Here is a 17,718-nt window from a genome sequence, read left to right on the forward strand (position 1 = left end):
GTATGAAGAAATTTGTGATGGCCGGTCTGGCCGGAACCCTGGCAGGCGTAATTGCAACAACTCAGATTGCTGGGCCGTTGCTAGCGCAAGAGGCCGAAAGCAAGGCCAGTGTCTACGAACAGCTTGATCTGTTTGGCGACATTTTTGAACGCATTCGCGCTCAGTACGTGGAAGAGGTCGACTCGGAAGATTTGATCGAAGCTGCCATTGACGGGATGCTGACATCGTTGGACCCGCATTCCAGTTACCTGTCCCCGAATGACGCGGAACAGATGCGCGTGCAGACCCGAGGCGAATTTGGCGGGTTGGGAATCGAAGTCACCCAAGAAGAAGGGTTTGTGAAAGTCGTCTCGCCTATAGATGGCACTCCGGCGGACGAAGCTGGAATCGAGGCAGGCGATTTCATCACGCATGTCGATGGTGAAAGCATTCTGGGCCTGACGCTAGACAAGGCCGTTGATCTGATGCGTGGCCCAGTTGGGTCCGAGATCGTGATCACCGTAGTGCGCGAAGGCGAGCAGGAACCATTCGACGTGACAATTGTTCGCGATACCATCAAACTGACCGCCGTACGCGCGCGGACTGAGGGCACTAGCGTTGTGCTGCGAGTGACCACGTTTAATGATCAGACCTTCCCGAACCTGCAGGCCGGTCTGGACGAACAGATCAAAGAGATCGGTGGAATCGACAAAGTTAACGGGGTCGTACTGGACCTTCGAAACAACCCTGGCGGGTTGCTGACACAAGCCATCAAGGTTTCGGACGCCTTCCTGAACGAAGGCGAAATCGTCTCGACCCGTGGTCGCGATCCGGGCGAGGGCGAACGGTTCAACGCCACCGCTGGCGATCTGGCTGAGGGCAAGCCGATCGTGGTTCTGATCAACGGCGGTTCTGCCTCGGCCTCCGAGATTGTGGCCGGCGCACTGCAGGATCACCGCCGCGCTATCGTTGTCGGCACCAAAAGCTTTGGCAAAGGCTCGGTCCAAACGGTCATGCCGTTGCGTGGCGATGGAGCGATGCGTCTGACCACATCGCGTTACTACACTCCATCAGGACGTTCGATTCAGGCACTTGGGGTCAGCCCGGATATCATCGTGGAACAGCCACGCCCCGCGCCAGCGACCGAAGAAGAGGAAGACAACCGTCCCTCACGCTCCGAAGCTGACCTGCGTGGAAGCCTGAACAATGACAGCCTCAGCGAAGATGAAATCCGGCAAATCGAAGAAGATCGCGAGAAAGCCGAAGCAACAGCGGAGTTGCGCGAAGAGGATTATCAGTTGGCCTACGCAATAGATATCCTCAAGGGTTTGTCAGCCTTCAACCCGAACGGCCCATCCCAATAACAAGAAAGGGCCGCTCAAAAGGCGGCCCTTTTCTACTCCTCGATCTTTCGTAATTTTTCTTCGTTCAACCGTAGGGCAAGAATTACTCCGACCGAGACGGAGAGGGCGGCAAAAACAAACGCCATATTCATTCCAGCATCAAACGCCGAAGCGATCGCGGCTTTAACCTTTTCACCTTCGGCCGAGCTGAGTTTAGCCATGACAGCTTTTGCAGAGTCCGTGGTGAGCGTGCCGCCGTTTATGGCCCTCTGATCGGTCTCAGACATCTGAATCCCGTCCGCGCCAAGCTGTCTGGCAAGGCTGGACAAGCTGGTGACGTACATAATGGCAGTGGCAATCGCGACCGAGATCGCCCCGTACACGAGATGGGCCATAAAGCTCAACCCGCCTACAAGTCCGGCGCGTTCAGGCTTGACTGCGCTGACGGCGGCTGTACCCGAAGGCCCGACCGTTAATGTTGCACCAAGCCCGATCATGGCCATGCCTGGCAATATCTGGAAATATCCAAGCCCAGTTGGCATCACCACGATGCTGATTGCTCCAAACGTGGCGAACAGATACCCCCATAGCAACAGGCGTTTGGGACCGAAGTCGTTGTACAGAGTACCGGATACAATAGATCCGACTGCCAGCAATATGGTGAGGGGCGCCAATCCCAGCGCCGAGTGAAAGACGGACCAGCCCAGAACCTTTTGCATGTATTGAGGGAAATAAAGTAACCCTACAAAAACCGCCGACACATTGAACATATTCAGACCCAACGTGATCCGAAACTCGCGATTTTGCATCATTTGAGGCAACAGCAACGGTTCTTTCACGCGCTTTTCGACCTTTGGAAAGGCAACGAACAAAGCAGCGCTAACGAAGAACAGCATCAGAATCGGCGGCGACACCCATCCCCAATCCGCACCAACGTCCAGCCCGTAGAGTAAAAGCAAAACGGCAAAAGACAAAACGGCCATCCCGGCAAAATCCAAATGTTCGCCCTGTTTGTGTTGGGTTTCCCGCTCCATCAGCACCAGCGCGGTGACCATTGAAATGGTTGAGAACACCACGTTAGCCAAGAAAAACAAACGCCAGTCACCAAAACTGACCGCCGCGCCACTGATCAGCGGTCCGATGACGTTCCCGGTCGTGACGCCAGCGAGGATCATCCCCATAATCATCGCGCGATGTTCAGGCTTCGATATTTTGGTCGCACCAAAGGCCAATGTACACGGCCAGACACAGCCCGCACCGATGCCCTGTAACGCCCGAGACACGATCAGAAAATCCAAACTAGGCGCAAAAAAGCACATAAGGGACGCAAACAGAAAAATAACAAGGCCGTTCAGCATCATACGACGATGGCCAAACATATCTCCCATCCGCCCTCCGGCGACCATCGTCATCGCAAAGAACAGAGCATAGATGTTCAAAACCCATTGAGTACTGGTGATATCCGCGTCAAAGCTGTTTTCGATCGCCGGTACCAGGATCAATGCACCGGTAAAATCTATTCCGATGCCAAACCCAGTCACCATCAACGCGATGACTTTGATTATGCTGGTGCGATCCATGTAAACATCCTGAGTCTAAAAAATGGAACCAGTGATGCATGAAATTGGTTTTTAAGATAGGAAAAAGAGGGAACGTATTCGCAGAAGGTTAGTCCGAAGCGCTGTGTGACCTGCGGAACGCTTGCTTCAACATATCTAACTCGGCACGCAGCAGCTCCACCTCGACCCGCAGATCATTTTCAACCGGTGAACCTGCTATGATCGAGAAATCGCCTAGTTTTTCAGAGGTCGCTTCATCGACAACTAAAAATGTGTGCACCCCATCCGATAAAGCTGAATTGGGGACCGGCACAGTTAAACGCCATCCGTCATCCACCTCTGTCAGTTCGGTGTCCACGATTTCCTGATCTCGGTATCTGACCTTGACGCAAGGTTCTTCGTCTGCGGTCAGATGAGCTTGCCAAATGCCGTTTTCCAGAAATAGAGGCGTGAGAGAAAGCTGTTTCATTGACGGGGCCTCACAAATCGGCTCGGTGGTGTCGGCAGAAGGTCAGATCGTGCAGCACAACGCTGTTCATAGAAGGACGGTCAAAAATCACGTCCAACCAGACCTTCTGAATCCGCTGTTCATTCAAAGGCAGATGCGCCAGGTCAAAATCGATCGCGTGGGACATATCACATCGCTCTAACCCGCGCAGCACCTGATCTGTGTTCGGTCCGTGCTGTATGTTCAGCCGGGCCATGGCGCTTATCTCGCGTTCCGTCTGCAAACCGAGATCGACCCGGAAAAGATGCTCTTTGGTCAGATTCCGGGTCGCTTCAGGTGGAAGTTCCACTGATACCGACAGGAACGACCCGCTGAACGCAAATACCTCTGTGCTTAGGCCGAATGGAGCGAGGTCTTTATCCCCGGTATTTCTAATTTGTCGCGCGGCTATCTCACACAGGGCGCAGTCATGGAACAATGTCACCTGACCGTCCAACTCTGCTTTGCGCGGGGCCGACGCGACGCCTCGGCGGGGCAAGGGCCGACGCCACAAATCCGGACGCCAGGACCAATCCGTTCCAAGAGGTTTGGGAAACTGCTCGGACCCGACCGACGGCCACCTTAACCTACTGTCGGCTTGAGAAATCAAACTGTCCAGATGAGAGCGCAGTTTGCGGGCTTCATCACGTTGTTTTCTCAACTGCAGCGTTTTTGTAGCCGACGCATCCTGCGCAGCTTGGCGCCAACGGGCAAGAACCCGTTGGTGAATATAGCGATCCAGAAGTTTGCCCATGGTCCCATCGCCTGAAATTGCCTTTCTTTAATCAAAGACCGGGTCAAAGATAAGCCGCAAACGGTGTAGCGGGGATTAAATTTTGATTTTTAGCTAACGCTTTCTAGTGGGCAGGCGCTTTGTTGTCTGATAGGCGGTCCACCGTTCTTGCAATCGGTCGGGCCAATGCGTACCGTCCGGCACCTGATTGCCGTGGATCATCCGAATACTACGTACCAAAACCGTGAGGCAGGGCCGGGGCATGGAACCCACTCTTTTTTCATTCATTTGGAAATATTCCAAGAAACAGCAGCTAATTCTGTTGGTGCTCACCGTCTTGTCTTTTCCGTTTCTCTACGCCTCATTGGAGTTGCCGAAACAGATCATCAATGACGCGATTGGCGCGCCGGCAGATACCGTCACAGTGTTCGGAATAACGGTCACACAAGTTCAGTACCTGCTGATCTTATGTGTGGCATTTCTGGCCACGGTCATCGCCAGCGGGTTGATGAAGATGCGCATCAACACGATGAAGGGCGTGCTGGCCGAGCGGATGCTGCGGCGTCTGCGATTCACCTTGATCCACCGCACCATGCGGTTCCCAAAATCGTACTTTGCCACTACCAGTCAGGGTGAGTTGGTGTCGATGATCACATCTGAGGCCGAACCGATGGGCGGGCTAATGGGTGACGCCATCGCACAGCCAGTGTTCCAATTCGGCCAGATGATGACCATCGTGACCTTTTTGTTCATGCAAAGTGTGTGGTTCGGCCTTGCCAGTATCGCCCTGATCCCATTGCAGGCGTGGCTGATCCCAAAACTACAGCGCCAGATTAACCTGTTGAACAAGGATCGTATTCAGCAGGTGCGACAGCTGAGCTCGGAGATTGGCGAAAGTGCAGCTGGCATCAGTGATCTGCGCGCGAACGGTGGATGGCGCTATCGCCTAGCGCAGTTCAGTTCTCGACTTGGGACTTTGTTCGAGATCCGCTTCAAGATTTACAACAAAAAGTTCTTCATGAAGTTCCTCAACAATCTGATCACTCAGATGACGCCCTTTCTGTTTTATTCGGTCGGCGGTTATCTTGCGATCACCGGAGAGGTCACGGTCGGCGCGCTTGTTGCGGCTCTGGGCGCGTATAAAGATCTGAGTGGCCCTTGGAAGGATCTTCTGACCTACTATAATCAGGTTCAGGACATGTCATTGCGCTGGGAAATCGTGACCGAGCGTTTTGCGCCGGACAACATGATCCCGGAAGAGCTGTTCGTAGGTGAGCCTGAAACGATCCCGCGCCTTACAGGCGACATCAAGTTGCACAATGTGACTGTCCGCGACGATGACGGCAAAACGATCCTCGAAGACATCGACCTGACGATACCAAGTGGCGCTCGGGTCGCCATCAAGTCGTCGAGCGCAGCAGAACGAAGTGCTCTGGCACAGGTGCTGACACGCGAGTTGTTACCAGTTCAGGGCGATATCAAGATCGCAGGCCATAACCTTGCGAGCCTGCATCAAGCCGTCATTGCCGCCCGTATCGGATACGCCTATTCACGCCCTTACTTGTTTGACGGGACATTGGGCGACAACCTCTTGATGCCGCTGCGCACCCATCCGCAACAATCAGATGATGAAGCGAATGCCCCAACACGGTGGAAAATAGAAGCCGAGCGATCCGGGAACCCAACCGACTCACTTTCCGCGGAATGGATTGATCCAGGCCTAGCGGGGCTGGAAAACGCTGACCAGATTCGCGACTGGTGGTTCGAGCTGGTCGAAGCGATGGGGATCGACGAGTTCATGTTCCGCCGCACTTTGCGTACACAGTTTGATCCAGCGCAACATCCGGCGCTGGCGCGCGACGTTGTAGCGCTTCGCGAGAGCGTCGCGCAGCGGCTGCGCGAAAAGAACCTGGACCGATATGTGTACCGGTTCGATCCCGACCGGTTTAACCCGGCTGTGCCGTTGGGCGGCAACCTGCTGTACGCTGCCCCGTCCCGCGATATTTCTCCGGACATTCTGGCCGGTGACGGGCGGTTTCTGGCAATGCTGCGGGCACATGATCTGGATGACGAAGCAATGGCTATAGCCCGGGCCGTTCTGCACACGCTGAACCAGACTTTCGGGCGCGATGGAACAGATCACCCTCTGTTCCTGCGGCTGGGCATGACAAAGGACATGTACTACCGTCTGCTGGACATCGAAGATCGCCGTAAGGCCAAGGGCGACGATGCCATCAACGAACGTGAACGTGCATTGCTGCTAACCGTTCCGTTTTTGTTGACTGCCGAGCAAATTGGCCCCGACTTTCCCGATGAATATAAGGAAAAGATTCTTTCCATCCGCAGCGGTCAGGCCGAAAGGTTGCGCGCCTCAATGAATGGCATGTTCATTCCTGTCGCCCTAGACACCTATATCGACCGCATGACCGTTATGGAAAACGCATTGTTCGGACGGATTTCTCTTACAGCGGGTGCCCACGCCGACGACATCGAAGATGTAGTCGCCGAAGCGATGAACGAAGCGGGTCTGCGCCGCCGCGCAGCGGCCATCATCTATGACCTGCCATCGGGTCTGGGCGGGAACAATCTGCCGACAGTATTCCAGGAACGTGCGGCCTTTTCCCGTGCAGGGATCAAGCGGCCCGACGTTCTGATTCTGGACACAGCATTGGCAAGCCACGATTCGGAAAGCCGTTTGCGTACACGTCTTAAGCTGCGTGAATTGCTGCCCGACTCAATCATGATTTTCATGGAAAACCGGTTTGACCATCCCGAAGCCTATGACCTTTTTGTGGAAATCAAGGACGGTCGGATTGACGGCGTATCTAAAGCTCGCGTTGAAGACGAGCCGGACGCCACGGCCGATTTGAGCCGCAAGCTCAAGATCATTTCCTCGACCGAGCTGTTTTCGGGCGTCGATGGCCGCAACCAAAGACTGCTGGCCTTTTCTGCACAATGGTATGACGCAACCGCCGGTCAGGTGATATTTTCACGCGGACAGGCTCCAGATGCCGCCTATTTGTGTATCTCTGGTCAAGCGAGGCTGGAATGGCCCGAAGAAGGCGGAGAAGCGCGGCCGATCTCAGATGTCGAACCTGGTCGATTGATTGGGGATCTGTCCGTCATCACAGGCGATCCGCGCCAATTGGACCTCGTGGCTGTTAGCGATTGTTCTTTTTTGCGGATAGGGGCCGAAGAACTACGCGCTGTTGTTGATAGCGACGCAAAAGTCGCAACGCAGCTTTTGCAAACAGTGGCCGGGTACCTGACATCACTCGCCGTCCGTGTAAACGAAAAGGACTCGACCATCTTCTTTGAAGGCACCGACGCTGCAGGTCCGGAAACTTGAACATGGGCAAGCGAACACGTCCGACTTATGCGGCCCATGAAGTACTGGTGGCACAGGCCAGATCAAACCCTGAATTGTGGAGGCTTTTTGCGGGTCTAGGGTTGATCGTAGCGGTCGTTATCGCATTGAACCTTGTGATTTTCGCTTTCGCGGCTTGGGTGGGATCCTCCGCTTGGGCCGCTGGGCTTTTGACCGGATCGACACCATTCGCGCTGCTTGTGTTGCTGGCCAGCTTTGCATTCGTGACTGTCGGAGTAAGAATGGCCGTACGGCAAGTACACCACAGAAACTTGCGATCGGTCTTGGGCCCGTTTCCGGAAACCCTTGTCCAATTCTGGCGCGTTTTCAGAACATTGCTCTTGCTTGGAGCGGTCGTTGCCGTTTTGCCACCTTACGACATGGGCCCCGAATTGATCTCCAATACACCACTTGCGACATGGCTGATGTTTTTACCTTTGTCGCTTGCAGCTGTCCTGATTCAAACCAGCGCCGAAGAGATCCTGTTCCGCGGTTACATACAACAGTCTTTGGCGGCGCGATTCAGGTCGCCACTTATTTGGATCGGTGTGCCGTCCATTTTATTTGCAGCTGGTCACTACGCACCCGGAACCGCAGGTTCCAATGCTGGTCTTATTGCGCTGTGGTCCTGCATGTTTGGCGTTTTGGCTGCGGACCTAACGGCCCGAGCAGGCACATTGGGGCCCGCAATCGCGCTACACTTCTTTAATAACATCATTGCGTTATTGCTTATCTCGCTGCCTGATAGCCTCAGCAGTCTTGCGCTTTACGTGCTGCCATACGACATGTCGGATACCGATGTTCTGCGGCAGTGGCTACTTGTCGATTTCGCTGTGATGATTGTCGGATGGCTCGCTGCACGACTTGCACTCAGGCGTTGATTGCATTTCTTTCCGTAGCGTCTTATTTGACGTCAAAGCCGCATCAGCAAGGTTCCGATATGAACTGGATCACAAACTACGTCCGCCCCCGGATCAACTCGATTTTCTCTCGCCGGGAAGTGCCAGAAAATCTCTGGCACAAGTGCGACGAATGCGGAACCATGTTGTTTCACCGCGAATTGGCAGAAAACCAGAATGTCTGCACCCAGTGCGACCATCACATGGCAATCACCCCGCGCGACCGCTTTGCGCATCTCTTTGATGGCGGCATTTTCACCGAAGTCGACGTACCTGCCCCAAAGGATGATCCGCTTCAGTTCCGCGATCAGAAAAAATACCCCGATCGCATGAAGGCGGCGCAGAAAAAGACCGGCGAAAAAGAGGCGATGCTGGTCGCCGCTGGCGAAATTGGCCGCACCCCGATCATTGCCGCTGCTCAGGACTTCTCGTTCATGGGCGGTTCGATGGGCATGTACGTAGGCAATGCCATCATCGCTGCCGCGCAAGAGGCGGTAAAGCTGAAACGCCCGCTGATCCTGTTTTCTGCAGCCGGTGGAGCGCGGATGCAGGAAGGCATACTGAGCCTGATGCAGATGCCCCGCACCACGGTCGCGGTTGAGATGCTAAAAGAAGCGAACCTGCCTTATATCGTCGTCCTTACCCACCCGACTACCGGGGGTGTGACCGCGTCTTATGCGATGCTGGGCGACGTGCATATTTCCGAGCCCAACGCGCTGATCTGTTTCGCCGGCCCCCGCGTGATCGAGCAGACTATTCGTGAAAAACTGCCCGAAGGGTTCCAGCGGGCCGAATACCTTCTGGATCACGGAATGCTGGACCGTGTGACCAAACGGACCGAAATGCGCGACGAACTGATCACCATCACCCGTATGCTGATGAACGAGCCGCCCGCGGTCAAAGGCGATCTGCCTGCACCCACACCCCAAGAGGCCGAAGCGGCCGCACCCTCGGCTGAAAAATGATATCCTCCTCTTCTGACGTCATCCTTGACCGGATGATGGCGCTGCACCCCAAGATCATTGACCTGACCTTGGACCGCGTCTGGCGTTTGCTGGCCGCACTGGACAATCCGCAGACCAAACTGCCACCGGTGATCCATGTCGCGGGCACCAATGGCAAGGGCTCGACACAGGCCATGATCCGAGCCGGTCTTGAAGGGGCAGGGCTATCGGCTCATGCCTATACCTCACCGCATTTGGCTCGTTTTCATGAACGCATCCGTCTTGCCGGACAGTTGATTTCGGAACCCGCTCTGACCGAGGTACTGGACGAATGCTACGCCTCGAATAATGGCGAAAACATCACCTATTTCGAAATCACGACCTGCGCCGCCCTGCTGGCTTTTGCCAGAACGCAAGCGGACTACACATTGCTCGAGGTGGGCTTGGGTGGCCGTCTGGACGCCACCAACGTGATACATGAGCCCGCTGTGACGGTGATCACGCCCGTGTCCATTGACCACGAACAGTTCCTTGGCAACACGCTTGGCAAGATTGCCGCAGAAAAGGCAGGCATCATCAAACCCGGCGTGCCCTGTATCGTCGGGCCGCAGCAGGATGAGGCGCTCGAGGTTATCGAGTACACCGCCGCTCGTCTGGGCGCTCCGCTGCTGATCCACGGCCAACACTGGCATGTCCATGAGGAAAACGGACGCCTGATCTATCAGGACGAAACCGGGTTGCGCGATTTGCCGCTGCCGAACCTGTTGGGCGCACACCAGAATCAGAATGCAGGCGCTGCAGTCGCAGTTCTGCGCCACCTGAATATGGGCGATGACGCCTATGAGGCTGCCGTGACCCGTGCCGAATGGCCCGCACGAATGCAGCGCCTGAAAACAGGTCCGCTGGTCGAGGCCGCCGCCCAGGCCGAACTGTGGTTGGACGGAGGGCACAACGCCGCCGCCGGGATTGCTCTGGCCGATGTGCTGGCGAAACTGCCGCAACGCCCCACGCATATGATCTGCGGGATGCTCAACACTAAAGACGTCACCGGCTATCTGGCCCCGCTGGCCCAACAGGCCCAAAGCCTGACCGCCGTGTCCATCCCCGGTGAGGCCGCAACACTCAGCGCGGAAGACACCGCATCCGCTGCTGCCAAAGTCAACCTGCCAGCCACCACCGCACACAGCGTCGCTGATGCCGTCAACGCCATCACCACCAAAGACCCGCAGGCCCGCGTCCTGATCTGTGGCTCACTCTATCTGGCCGGTCACATCCTGCGCGAAAACGGATGAACCAAATCCGCGTAGCTTCATCTGGCTAAAAATACCTCGGGGGAGGCGCGCGCAGCGCGACGGGGGCAGAGCCCCCTATTCCCCCCAGTCCCGATCTTGCATCTCCCGCAGGCGTGACGCGGTGCGTTCAAATTCAAACGTCCCTTCGCCTTCGACATACAGCATCTCGGGCTCTGCGGCAGCCGAGCAAATCAACCGGACCTTTGCCTCGTACAGCGCGTCGATCAACGTCACAAACCGCTTGGCCTCGTTGAAATTGTTGCGCGACAGGCGGGGGATATCCTCCAGCACCAACACCTTCAACTCTTCGGCAATGGCCAGATAATCCGCTGGACCCAGCATCCGCCCGCACAGATCATAAAACGAAGCCCGCGCCACGCCGTTGCGGAAGGCCGGTAACTCAACCGCACGCCCTTTGACCCGCAGCACAAGCGGTTCTGCCGTCCCACCCGACAGGTCATTCCACACGCTGCGCACTTTCTGCCGCGCCTCGGGGCCAATCGGTGTGAAATAGACCGGAACGCCCTCCAGCCGGTTCTGGCGATAATCGGTGGGCGAGACCAGCTCCCACACCTGCAACTGCTCTTTGATATGCGCGATGAAGGGCAGAAACAGCTGCCGGTTCAAGCCGTCCTTATATAGTTCATCCGGGTGCCGGTTCGACGTGGTGACGACCACAACGCCTCCCGCATGCAGCAGGTCGAACAACCGCCCCACGATCATCGCATCGGTGATATCGGTGATCTGCATCTCATCAAAAGCCAGCAGGCGCACCGATTTGATCACCTCCTGCGCGACCGGGGCCAGCGCATCCTCGACGCCCTCCTGCCGCGCCTTATGCATCCCGGCGTGGATTTCCTGCATGAAGGCGTGAAAATGCACCCGCCGCGCCGGGATATCGTCCAGCGCGTCCACGAACATATCCATCAGCATCGACTTACCGCGCCCGACACCACCCCACAGATAAAGCCCCTGCGGCGCGGGCGGGGCCTTGCGGAAAAACCCCCGCTTGACCGGCACGGACAGGGCCGCGCGGATGCGTTCGAAATGGGGCAGCACAGCCTCTTGCGCGTCATCTCGCGTCAAAGTGCCATCGGCGACGCGGGCCTCGTACAGCGAAATCAAATCCGTCATAGGCCCGAGCCTTAACCGCCGGGTTGCCGCTTGAAAAGCGGGCATTTTCCTGACGCATCAAATTTCCTTAACTGAAGCGGCAAATCTGCTGATTTGACCAATAGCCAAAAACCTCTAGCGTTCTGGCAAAAGGAAATTCGAGGTCTGAATGCCCCACGCTGCGCGTCTTTTTAATCCGATCCTGATCGTGGGCTGCATCATCATCACAGTCAGCTTTGCCGTACGCGCCTCGTTCGGCGTGTTTCAGATCCCCATTGCCGAGGAGTTCGGCTGGTTACGTACCGATTTCTCGATGGCCATTGCCATCCAGAACCTGGCCTGGGGTATCGGCCAACCGATTTTTGGTGCGATTGCCGAAAAAGTGGGTGACAGACGCGCGATCATACTGGGTGCGCTGACTTATGCGGCTGGGATGGTCTTGTCTGCCTGGTCCGTGACCCCGTTTGAACATCAGACCTATGCGTGGTTGGTGGGGTTTGGCATCGCAGGCACCGGATTTGGCGTGGTTCTGGCCGTCGTAGGCAGGGCCTCGTCAGACGAAAACCGTTCGATGTCGCTGGCCATCGTCACGGCAGCGGGCAGTTTCGGACAGGTACTGGGCGCGCCCGCTGCCGAGTGGATGCTGAGCTTTCTGCCCTGGCAACAGGTATTCATCGTCTTTGCCGTGGCGATTCTGGCCCTTGTTCTGACCTTACCCTTCATGCGCGCGCCGCAACCCGCGACACGTGCGCAACTGGAAGAGAGCATGGGTCAGATCCTCGGGCGCGCCTTTCGTGATCCGTCCTATGCGTTGATCTTTCTGGGATTTTTCAGCTGCGGTTATCAGCTGGGCTTTATCACCGCCCATTTCCCTGCCTTCGTGACCGAGATGTGCGGCCCCATTCAGCCCGGCGGCGTCCTGCATTCCATCGGAATCACCTCGACATCTGCGCTGGGGGCCATCTCGATCTCATTGATCGGTCTGGCCAATATCGGCGGCACCTTGCTGGCCGGCTGGGCGGGCAACCACTTTCCCAAGAAATACCTGCTGGCAGGGGTCTACACCGCGCGCACATTCGCGGCGGCGACGTTCATCATCTTTCCTATCACACCGATCTCGGTCATCGTCTTTTCGCTGGTGATGGGGTCGCTGTGGCTGGCAACGGTGCCCCTGACCTCGGGGTTGGTCGCGCATCTTTATGGGCTGCGCTATATGGGCACGCTTTATGGCATCATCTTCTTCAGCCATCAGCTTGGTAGCTTTCTGGGTGTCTGGCTGGGCGGGCGCATGTACGACGTTTACGGAGATTACACGATGGTGTGGTGGATCGGCGTCGCCATCGGCGCGTTCAGCGCCATCGTCAACCTACCGATCCGCGAAAACCGCAGTGCAGTCGCCGCCTGAGCTAGAGCGCCTCTTCGGGTTCGAGTAACCCTTCGGCCACAAGCCGTTCGGCCCAACCCTGCGGTCCGTCAAAATGATGCGTCTGCCAGCCGCGCGCACGTGCTGTTTCGAGATTTTCCAGCCGGTCATCGGCAAACAGCAGCGATGCAGGTGGCAAACCGCAATCGGCCTCGACCATTTCATAGATCGGCGCATGAGGTTTGACCGCCTTCATCCGCCCCGAGACATACTGCCGGTCAAATTCATTCAGAAACGGATAAACCGTGGTGGCATAGTCAAAATTCTGCACCCCAAAATTGGTCAGCGCAAAGACCGGAACACCTTTTGCCCGCAACGCCCGCTGCAGCCGGACCGAGTGCGGAATTTCAGGGGCCGCCAGTTCGATCCATTTGTCATGCCACATACGGATCTCATCGCGCCATTCCGGGTATTTCTCGGCCCAGTCATAGATCGTGTCCGTGAAATGATGCCCCTGATCGACAAGATCGTTCATGCCGTGCAGGTCCACTTCGGCAAACATGGCGCGACGGCGATCCTCGCCAATGATCTTGTCGTAATACCGCTCCGGTTGCCACTCGATCAAAACATTTCCTATGTCGAAGACCACGGCTTCAATCGGCATGATGCGCCCCTGTAAAATCAATCTGTGATTGCACCGACTGAACCAACCCCCAACGCAATTTACAAGGCGAAACCGCAGCGCGGAACGCGCTGCCTGGCCCAACGGGAGGATGCGCATCTTTGATGCGCTGACAACCGGCGGGAGGGTTACGCCCGCAGCGCCGCCCTCAGTTCCCGTTCCAACGCATCCAGAAACCGCGACCGGTCGGCCTTGCTGAACGGTTTGCCACCGCCGCCCGCGCCCAACGGGTTGGCTGCGCGCAGATCGGCCATCAGATCGCGCATCGCCAGTTGCTGGCCTATGTTGGCCGCCGTGAACGCCTCACCATTGGGGCGCAGCACCCGCGCGCCAGCCTCAACGCATTTCGCGGCCAAGGGGATGTCGGACGTCACCACCACATCCCCAACCCCACAGCGTTCGGCGATCCATTTATCCGCCTCATCCGCGCCCTCAGAGACGATTACGACCTGCACCAACGGGTTGGCCGACGGCCGCAGCCCGCCATTGGACACCAGCGCCATCGGCACTTTGTGGCGGGTGGCGACCCGCTCGGCCTCTGCTTTCACCGGGCAGGCGTCGCCGTCGACATAGAGCGTCGTCACGCCTTCTTCGCCTGTTTCGCGGCGGGCTTTTTCTTGACCTTGAATTCCTCGGGGATCGGCATCCGGTTGAACGCATCCAATCCGGCGATCTTGTAGGCTTCGGCCAGCGTCGGATAGTTGAACGTGTTCTGCACGAAATAGTCCACGGTGCCCTTCAGGTTCAGCACGGCCTGCGCAATGTGGATCAACTCGGTCGCGCCTTCGCCGACGATTTGAACCCCAAGAACCCGGCGGGTCTTGAGCGAGAACAACATTTTTAGCATCCCGTGTTCCAGCCCCATGATATGCCCGCGCGAGGTTTCGCGGAACCGCGCCACGCCGACCTCATAGGGGATGCCGCGCTCCTGCAGCTCTTCCTCGGACATGCCGCAGGTCGAGATTTCGGGCACCGAATAGATGCCATAGGGATACCACGGGCTTTCCGGCAGGGTCGGGGTCTCCAACGCGTGGCACGCGGCGACGCGACCTTGTTGCAAAGACGTTGACGCCAGCGAGGGGTGCCCAATCACGTCTCCTGTGGCATAGATATGCGGCACAGCGGTTTGATAGGTCTTGCGATCCACGTTGATCCGGTTGCGGTGGTCGGTCTCCAGCCCCACAGCCGACAGGTTCAGGGCCGAGGTCGCGCCCATGCGACCGGCGGCGAACAACAGCATCTCTGCCCGCACGTGGCGTCCGTTGTCCAGCGTGACTTCCACATGACCTCCGGCATCCTCAATCTTTTCGACCGCCGAGCCCAGACGTAAATCCACACCGTTTTCGCGGATTTGATGGGTGAAATCATGGATCAACCGGCTGTCGATAAAGTCCAGAAATGTCTCGCGCGGTTCGATCAGCGTGACCCGCACATCCAGCGCCGAGAACATGGTGGCATATTCCACCCCGATCACGCCCGCGCCGATCACGCAGAGCGACCGAGGGATCTCGGCCATCTCAAGGAAATCATCGCCGTCGACCACGGTTTTACCGTTGAAGGGCACGTAATCGGGCCGGTAGGTCTTGGTGCCGGTGGCGATCAGGAACTTGGCGGCAGTCAGACGAGAGGTTTCGCCCGCGTCAGTGGCAACCTCAACTTCATGCGGGCCGGTGAATTTGGCCAGACCGTTCAGCGTTTCCACATGGTTGCGGTTGAACTGATGCTCCAGAACGTCAACTTCGTGGTCCAGCGTCATATGCAGGCGCGCCTTCAGGTCCTCGGCCCGGATCTGATCTTTTACCCGATACGACCGGCCGTAAAAGCTGCGCTCGCGCCAGCCTGATAGGTTCAGCACCGTTTCCCGCAGGGTCTTTGACGGGATGGTGCCAGTATGTACCGACACTCCGCCCAGCCTATCCTTGCGGTCGATCACCAATACGCGTCTTTGCAGTTTGCCTGCCTGAATCCCGGCCGCCCGCCCCGAGGGGCCAGACCCGATGATGATCAGGTCGTAATCGTAATCGCTCATGCGTTAGTCCCCGTACAGCGCCTCGGCGTGGAAGGTGATGTGATCTTCCATGAAGGTCGACACAAAGAAATACGAATGGTCATAGCCCGGCTGCAGGCGATAGGTTGCCTGTTGGCGACGCTCTGCAATCGCTTGCGCCAGCGCCTCGGGGCGCAACAGGTCGATGAACTGATCGCTAGCGCCGGTGTCAATCAGGACGGGGCCGTCAAAGCCCTTTTCCTTCATCATAAGCGAGGCGTCATGCTTGGCCCATGCGGCCTCATCCTCACCCAGATAGGCGCTCAGCTGCTTGCGGCCCCAATCGGCCCCCGTTGGGTTCGAGATCGGCGCAAAGGCCGAGACCGAGCGATAGCGCCCCGGCAGGTTCATTGCCAGCGTCAGCGCACCGTGGCCGCCCATCGAATGGCCGGTGATGGCCTGACGATCCATGTCGATGGCAAAGTTCTCGGCCAGCAGGGCGGGCAGCTCCTCGGCCACGTAATCCCACATGTTGAAATGTGGTGCCCAGGGGGTCTGGGTCGCGTTCACGTAAAAGCCCGCACCTTGACCCAGATCGTAGTCCTCGTGATCAGCCACGCCTTCACCACGGGGCGAGGTATCGGGGAACACCACCGCGATGCCCTGTTCAGCCGCCCAGGCCTGCGCGCCCGCTTTGGTCATGGCGTTTTCATGGGTGCAGGTCAGGCCCGAAAGATACCAGAGGACCGGGACGGGGCCGTCCTTTGCCTCGGCCGGCAGAAACAGGCCAAAGGTCATGTCACATTGGCAAGCAGTCGAGGCATGGCGGTAGACGCCCTGAACGCCTCCGAAGCAGGTGTTTTCCGAAACGGTTTCCATCTGGCTTTTGTCCTTACGTTAGGTTTGCGCCATGGCTAACGTTCCCAACACGGCTCGTAAAGTGCGGTGGTCAATACTGCTGGCATTTTTAAAAAAGGTGAAGATCAGGGCGTTCCGACCCAAGCGATCACCAATGGCACAGTCAGGATGCTGGCCGCAGTTGACAGCAAGATCGCGGCCGACGCCCGATGTGGCGCAACGTTGTAATGCGCCGCAAGCATATAGACGTTCCCAGCGACCGGCAGCGCGGCCGCCGCAATTGCGACAGCAGCGGGGAAGGGCGCGATGGGAAAGATCCAAAGCAACGCAATGGCCACACATGCCGGATGGATGACAAGTTTGCAGAAACTCAGCCAACCGGCCACATGCACGCGCTCAGCCGACTTGCTGGCCAGCGAGGCTCCGATAGCGAACAGAGCGCCGGGCGTAGCAGCCCCCCCAAGGATCGTGAGAAAATCATTGAGCGGCGCGGGAACAGGCATCTGAAACGCGGACCAAAGCATCCCTGCCGAAATCGAGACGATCATCGGGTTTTTCACCAGACCCAACCCAATCAGTTTGAAAGTGGCTGGGGTGAGCCGTCCGTCTCTGCCCCCGTTGATCAGGATCACGATCAATGACGAAAATACCACCAGATCAACCGTCAGAACCAGCATCACGGGGCCAATTGCAGCTTCTGTGAAAAGAAGGGCCAGCATAGGCAAGCCAAGGAAACCGACATTGCCGATGGCTGCGCACTGTGCTTCGACCGCTGCGGTCGGCACGTCCAGCCCTCGGAACCAGGCGACAAGCGTTGCCAGCAGATAAACCACTACTGTTCCCGCGAGATACCCGACAACAAGCCTGGGGTTGAATATTTCGGCAAAGGGCAGCGTTGCAGCAAAGCGGAACAACATGGCCGACAGTGCAAAATAGAACACGAATTTAGTCAGATAAGCCGTCGCTTCCTCGGTGAAGAACCGGGTACGACCCGCCCAATATCCAAGGCCGATGATCGCAAAGAAAGGAAGCGTGCGCAGAAAAATATCGACCATGCCGGAAGTGTTAGCACGGATTGATCGCGCGACAAGCCCCATCGCAAGGTCCGATAT

15 protein-coding genes are annotated in these 17,718 nt (G+C 57.2%); 6 read left to right on the top strand and 9 right to left on the bottom strand.

Annotated elements, in window-relative coordinates:
* The first annotated feature begins 2 nt into the window (after positions 1-2).
* Positions 3-1,343, top strand: a complete 1,341-nt coding sequence (locus ABWV79_RS12070; protein ID WP_353392190.1) for a S41 family peptidase — start codon at positions 3-5, stop codon at positions 1,341-1,343.
* 32 nt (positions 1,344-1,375) lie between these two features.
* Here the strand turns inward: ABWV79_RS12070 and ABWV79_RS12075 are convergent, their stop codons facing one another.
* From ABWV79_RS12075 to ABWV79_RS12085, 3 genes are all read right to left on the bottom strand, one after another.
* On the bottom strand, positions 1,376-2,902 hold the full coding sequence (locus ABWV79_RS12075) for an MFS transporter (RefSeq protein WP_353392191.1): 1,527 nt from the start codon (positions 2,900-2,902) through the stop codon (positions 1,376-1,378).
* A gap of 88 nt (positions 2,903-2,990) precedes the next feature.
* A complete protein-coding gene (locus ABWV79_RS12080; protein ID WP_353392193.1) occupies positions 2,991-3,350 on the bottom strand; it encodes a hypothetical protein in 360 nt (119 codons plus the stop codon).
* 10 nt (positions 3,351-3,360) lie between these two features.
* Entirely contained in the window at positions 3,361-4,122 is a 762-nt protein-coding gene (locus ABWV79_RS12085) for a DUF6478 family protein (RefSeq protein WP_170356544.1), read from the bottom strand.
* 241 nt (positions 4,123-4,363) lie between these two features.
* Between ABWV79_RS12085 and ABWV79_RS12090 the strand changes: the two genes are divergently transcribed.
* From ABWV79_RS12090 to ABWV79_RS12105, 4 genes are read left to right on the top strand one after another with little or no spacing between them, the layout of a single operon-like run.
* A complete protein-coding gene (locus ABWV79_RS12090; protein WP_353392195.1) occupies positions 4,364-7,450 on the top strand; it encodes an ABC transporter transmembrane domain-containing protein in 3,087 nt (1,028 codons plus the stop codon).
* 2 nt (positions 7,451-7,452) lie between these two features.
* Positions 7,453-8,349 carry a CPBP family intramembrane glutamic endopeptidase gene (locus ABWV79_RS12095; RefSeq protein WP_353392196.1) on the top strand — a complete coding sequence of 299 codons (897 nt, stop codon included), beginning with the start codon at positions 7,453-7,455 and terminating at the stop codon, positions 8,347-8,349.
* 59 nt (positions 8,350-8,408) lie between these two features.
* The gene (accD, locus tag ABWV79_RS12100) at positions 8,409-9,332 is read left to right on the top strand and encodes an acetyl-CoA carboxylase, carboxyltransferase subunit beta (protein WP_353392197.1); all 924 of its coding nucleotides are present in this window, start codon (positions 8,409-8,411) and stop codon (positions 9,330-9,332) included.
* Entirely contained in the window at positions 9,329-10,603 is a 1,275-nt protein-coding gene (locus ABWV79_RS12105; protein WP_353392199.1) for a bifunctional folylpolyglutamate synthase/dihydrofolate synthase, read from the top strand. The genes accD and ABWV79_RS12105 overlap by 4 nt, the downstream gene beginning before the upstream one ends.
* 75 nt (positions 10,604-10,678) lie before the next feature.
* Here the strand turns inward: ABWV79_RS12105 and zapE are convergent, their stop codons facing one another.
* Positions 10,679-11,737, bottom strand: a complete 1,059-nt coding sequence (zapE, locus tag ABWV79_RS12110; protein ID WP_353392201.1) for a cell division protein ZapE — start codon at positions 11,735-11,737, stop codon at positions 10,679-10,681.
* Between the two features lie 148 nt (positions 11,738-11,885).
* Between zapE and ABWV79_RS12115 the strand changes: the two genes are divergently transcribed.
* Positions 11,886-13,121: an MFS transporter gene (locus ABWV79_RS12115; protein ID WP_353392203.1), complete on the top strand. Its 1,236-nt coding sequence runs from the start codon at positions 11,886-11,888 to the stop codon at positions 13,119-13,121.
* A 1-nt stretch (position 13,122) separates the two neighbouring features.
* Here ABWV79_RS12115 and ABWV79_RS12120 read toward each other — a convergent pair whose 3' ends face one another.
* The 5 genes from ABWV79_RS12120 to ABWV79_RS12140 all read right to left on the bottom strand — a co-directional run bounded on the left by ABWV79_RS12120 (position 13,123) and on the right by ABWV79_RS12140 (position 17,661).
* On the bottom strand, positions 13,123-13,743 hold the full coding sequence (locus ABWV79_RS12120; RefSeq protein ID WP_353392204.1) for an HAD family hydrolase: 621 nt from the start codon (positions 13,741-13,743) through the stop codon (positions 13,123-13,125).
* A gap of 146 nt (positions 13,744-13,889) precedes the next feature.
* Positions 13,890-14,345 carry a YaiI/YqxD family protein gene (locus ABWV79_RS12125; RefSeq protein ID WP_170356536.1) on the bottom strand — a complete coding sequence of 152 codons (456 nt, stop codon included), beginning with the start codon at positions 14,343-14,345 and terminating at the stop codon, positions 13,890-13,892.
* Entirely contained in the window at positions 14,342-15,790 is a 1,449-nt protein-coding gene (gene sthA / locus ABWV79_RS12130) for a Si-specific NAD(P)(+) transhydrogenase (protein WP_353392205.1), read from the bottom strand. Before sthA ends, ABWV79_RS12125 begins: the two co-directional genes overlap by 4 nt.
* Positions 15,791-15,793: 3 nt before the next feature.
* Complete coding sequence (gene fghA / locus ABWV79_RS12135) at positions 15,794-16,627, bottom strand: S-formylglutathione hydrolase (protein ID WP_170755760.1); 834 nt, start codon at positions 16,625-16,627, stop codon at positions 15,794-15,796.
* A gap of 104 nt (positions 16,628-16,731) precedes the next feature.
* Positions 16,732-17,661 carry an AEC family transporter gene (locus tag ABWV79_RS12140; RefSeq protein ID WP_170356533.1) on the bottom strand — a complete coding sequence of 310 codons (930 nt, stop codon included), beginning with the start codon at positions 17,659-17,661 and terminating at the stop codon, positions 16,732-16,734.
* Between the last annotated feature and the right edge of the window lie 57 nt (positions 17,662-17,718).

The organism is Ruegeria sp. HU-ET01832 (genome assembly GCF_040371315.1).
GTDB lineage: Bacteria > Pseudomonadota > Alphaproteobacteria > Rhodobacterales > Rhodobacteraceae > Ruegeria > Ruegeria lacuscaerulensis_A.

Coding starts and splice junctions, on each gene's coding strand:
- ABWV79_RS12070 (WP_353392190.1), top strand. CDS start 3: ATGAAGAAATTTGTGATGGCCGGTCTGGCCGGAACCCTGGCAGGCGTA.
- ABWV79_RS12075 (WP_353392191.1), bottom strand. CDS start 2,902: ATGGATCGCACCAGCATAATCAAAGTCATCGCGTTGATGGTGACTGGG.
- ABWV79_RS12080 (WP_353392193.1), bottom strand. CDS start 3,350: ATGAAACAGCTTTCTCTCACGCCTCTATTTCTGGAAAACGGCATTTGG.
- ABWV79_RS12085 (WP_170356544.1), bottom strand. CDS start 4,122: ATGGGCAAACTTCTGGATCGCTATATTCACCAACGGGTTCTTGCCCGT.
- ABWV79_RS12090 (WP_353392195.1), top strand. CDS start 4,364: ATGGAACCCACTCTTTTTTCATTCATTTGGAAATATTCCAAGAAACAG.
- ABWV79_RS12095 (WP_353392196.1), top strand. CDS start 7,453: ATGGGCAAGCGAACACGTCCGACTTATGCGGCCCATGAAGTACTGGTG.
- accD (WP_353392197.1), top strand. CDS start 8,409: ATGAACTGGATCACAAACTACGTCCGCCCCCGGATCAACTCGATTTTC.
- ABWV79_RS12105 (WP_353392199.1), top strand. CDS start 9,329: ATGATATCCTCCTCTTCTGACGTCATCCTTGACCGGATGATGGCGCTG.
- zapE (WP_353392201.1), bottom strand. CDS start 11,737: ATGACGGATTTGATTTCGCTGTACGAGGCCCGCGTCGCCGATGGCACT.
- ABWV79_RS12115 (WP_353392203.1), top strand. CDS start 11,886: ATGCCCCACGCTGCGCGTCTTTTTAATCCGATCCTGATCGTGGGCTGC.
- ABWV79_RS12120 (WP_353392204.1), bottom strand. CDS start 13,743: ATGCCGATTGAAGCCGTGGTCTTCGACATAGGAAATGTTTTGATCGAG.
- sthA (WP_353392205.1), bottom strand. CDS start 15,790: ATGAGCGATTACGATTACGACCTGATCATCATCGGGTCTGGCCCCTCG.
- fghA (WP_170755760.1), bottom strand. CDS start 16,627: ATGGAAACCGTTTCGGAAAACACCTGCTTCGGAGGCGTTCAGGGCGTC.
- ABWV79_RS12140 (WP_170356533.1), bottom strand. CDS start 17,661: ATGGTCGATATTTTTCTGCGCACGCTTCCTTTCTTTGCGATCATCGGC.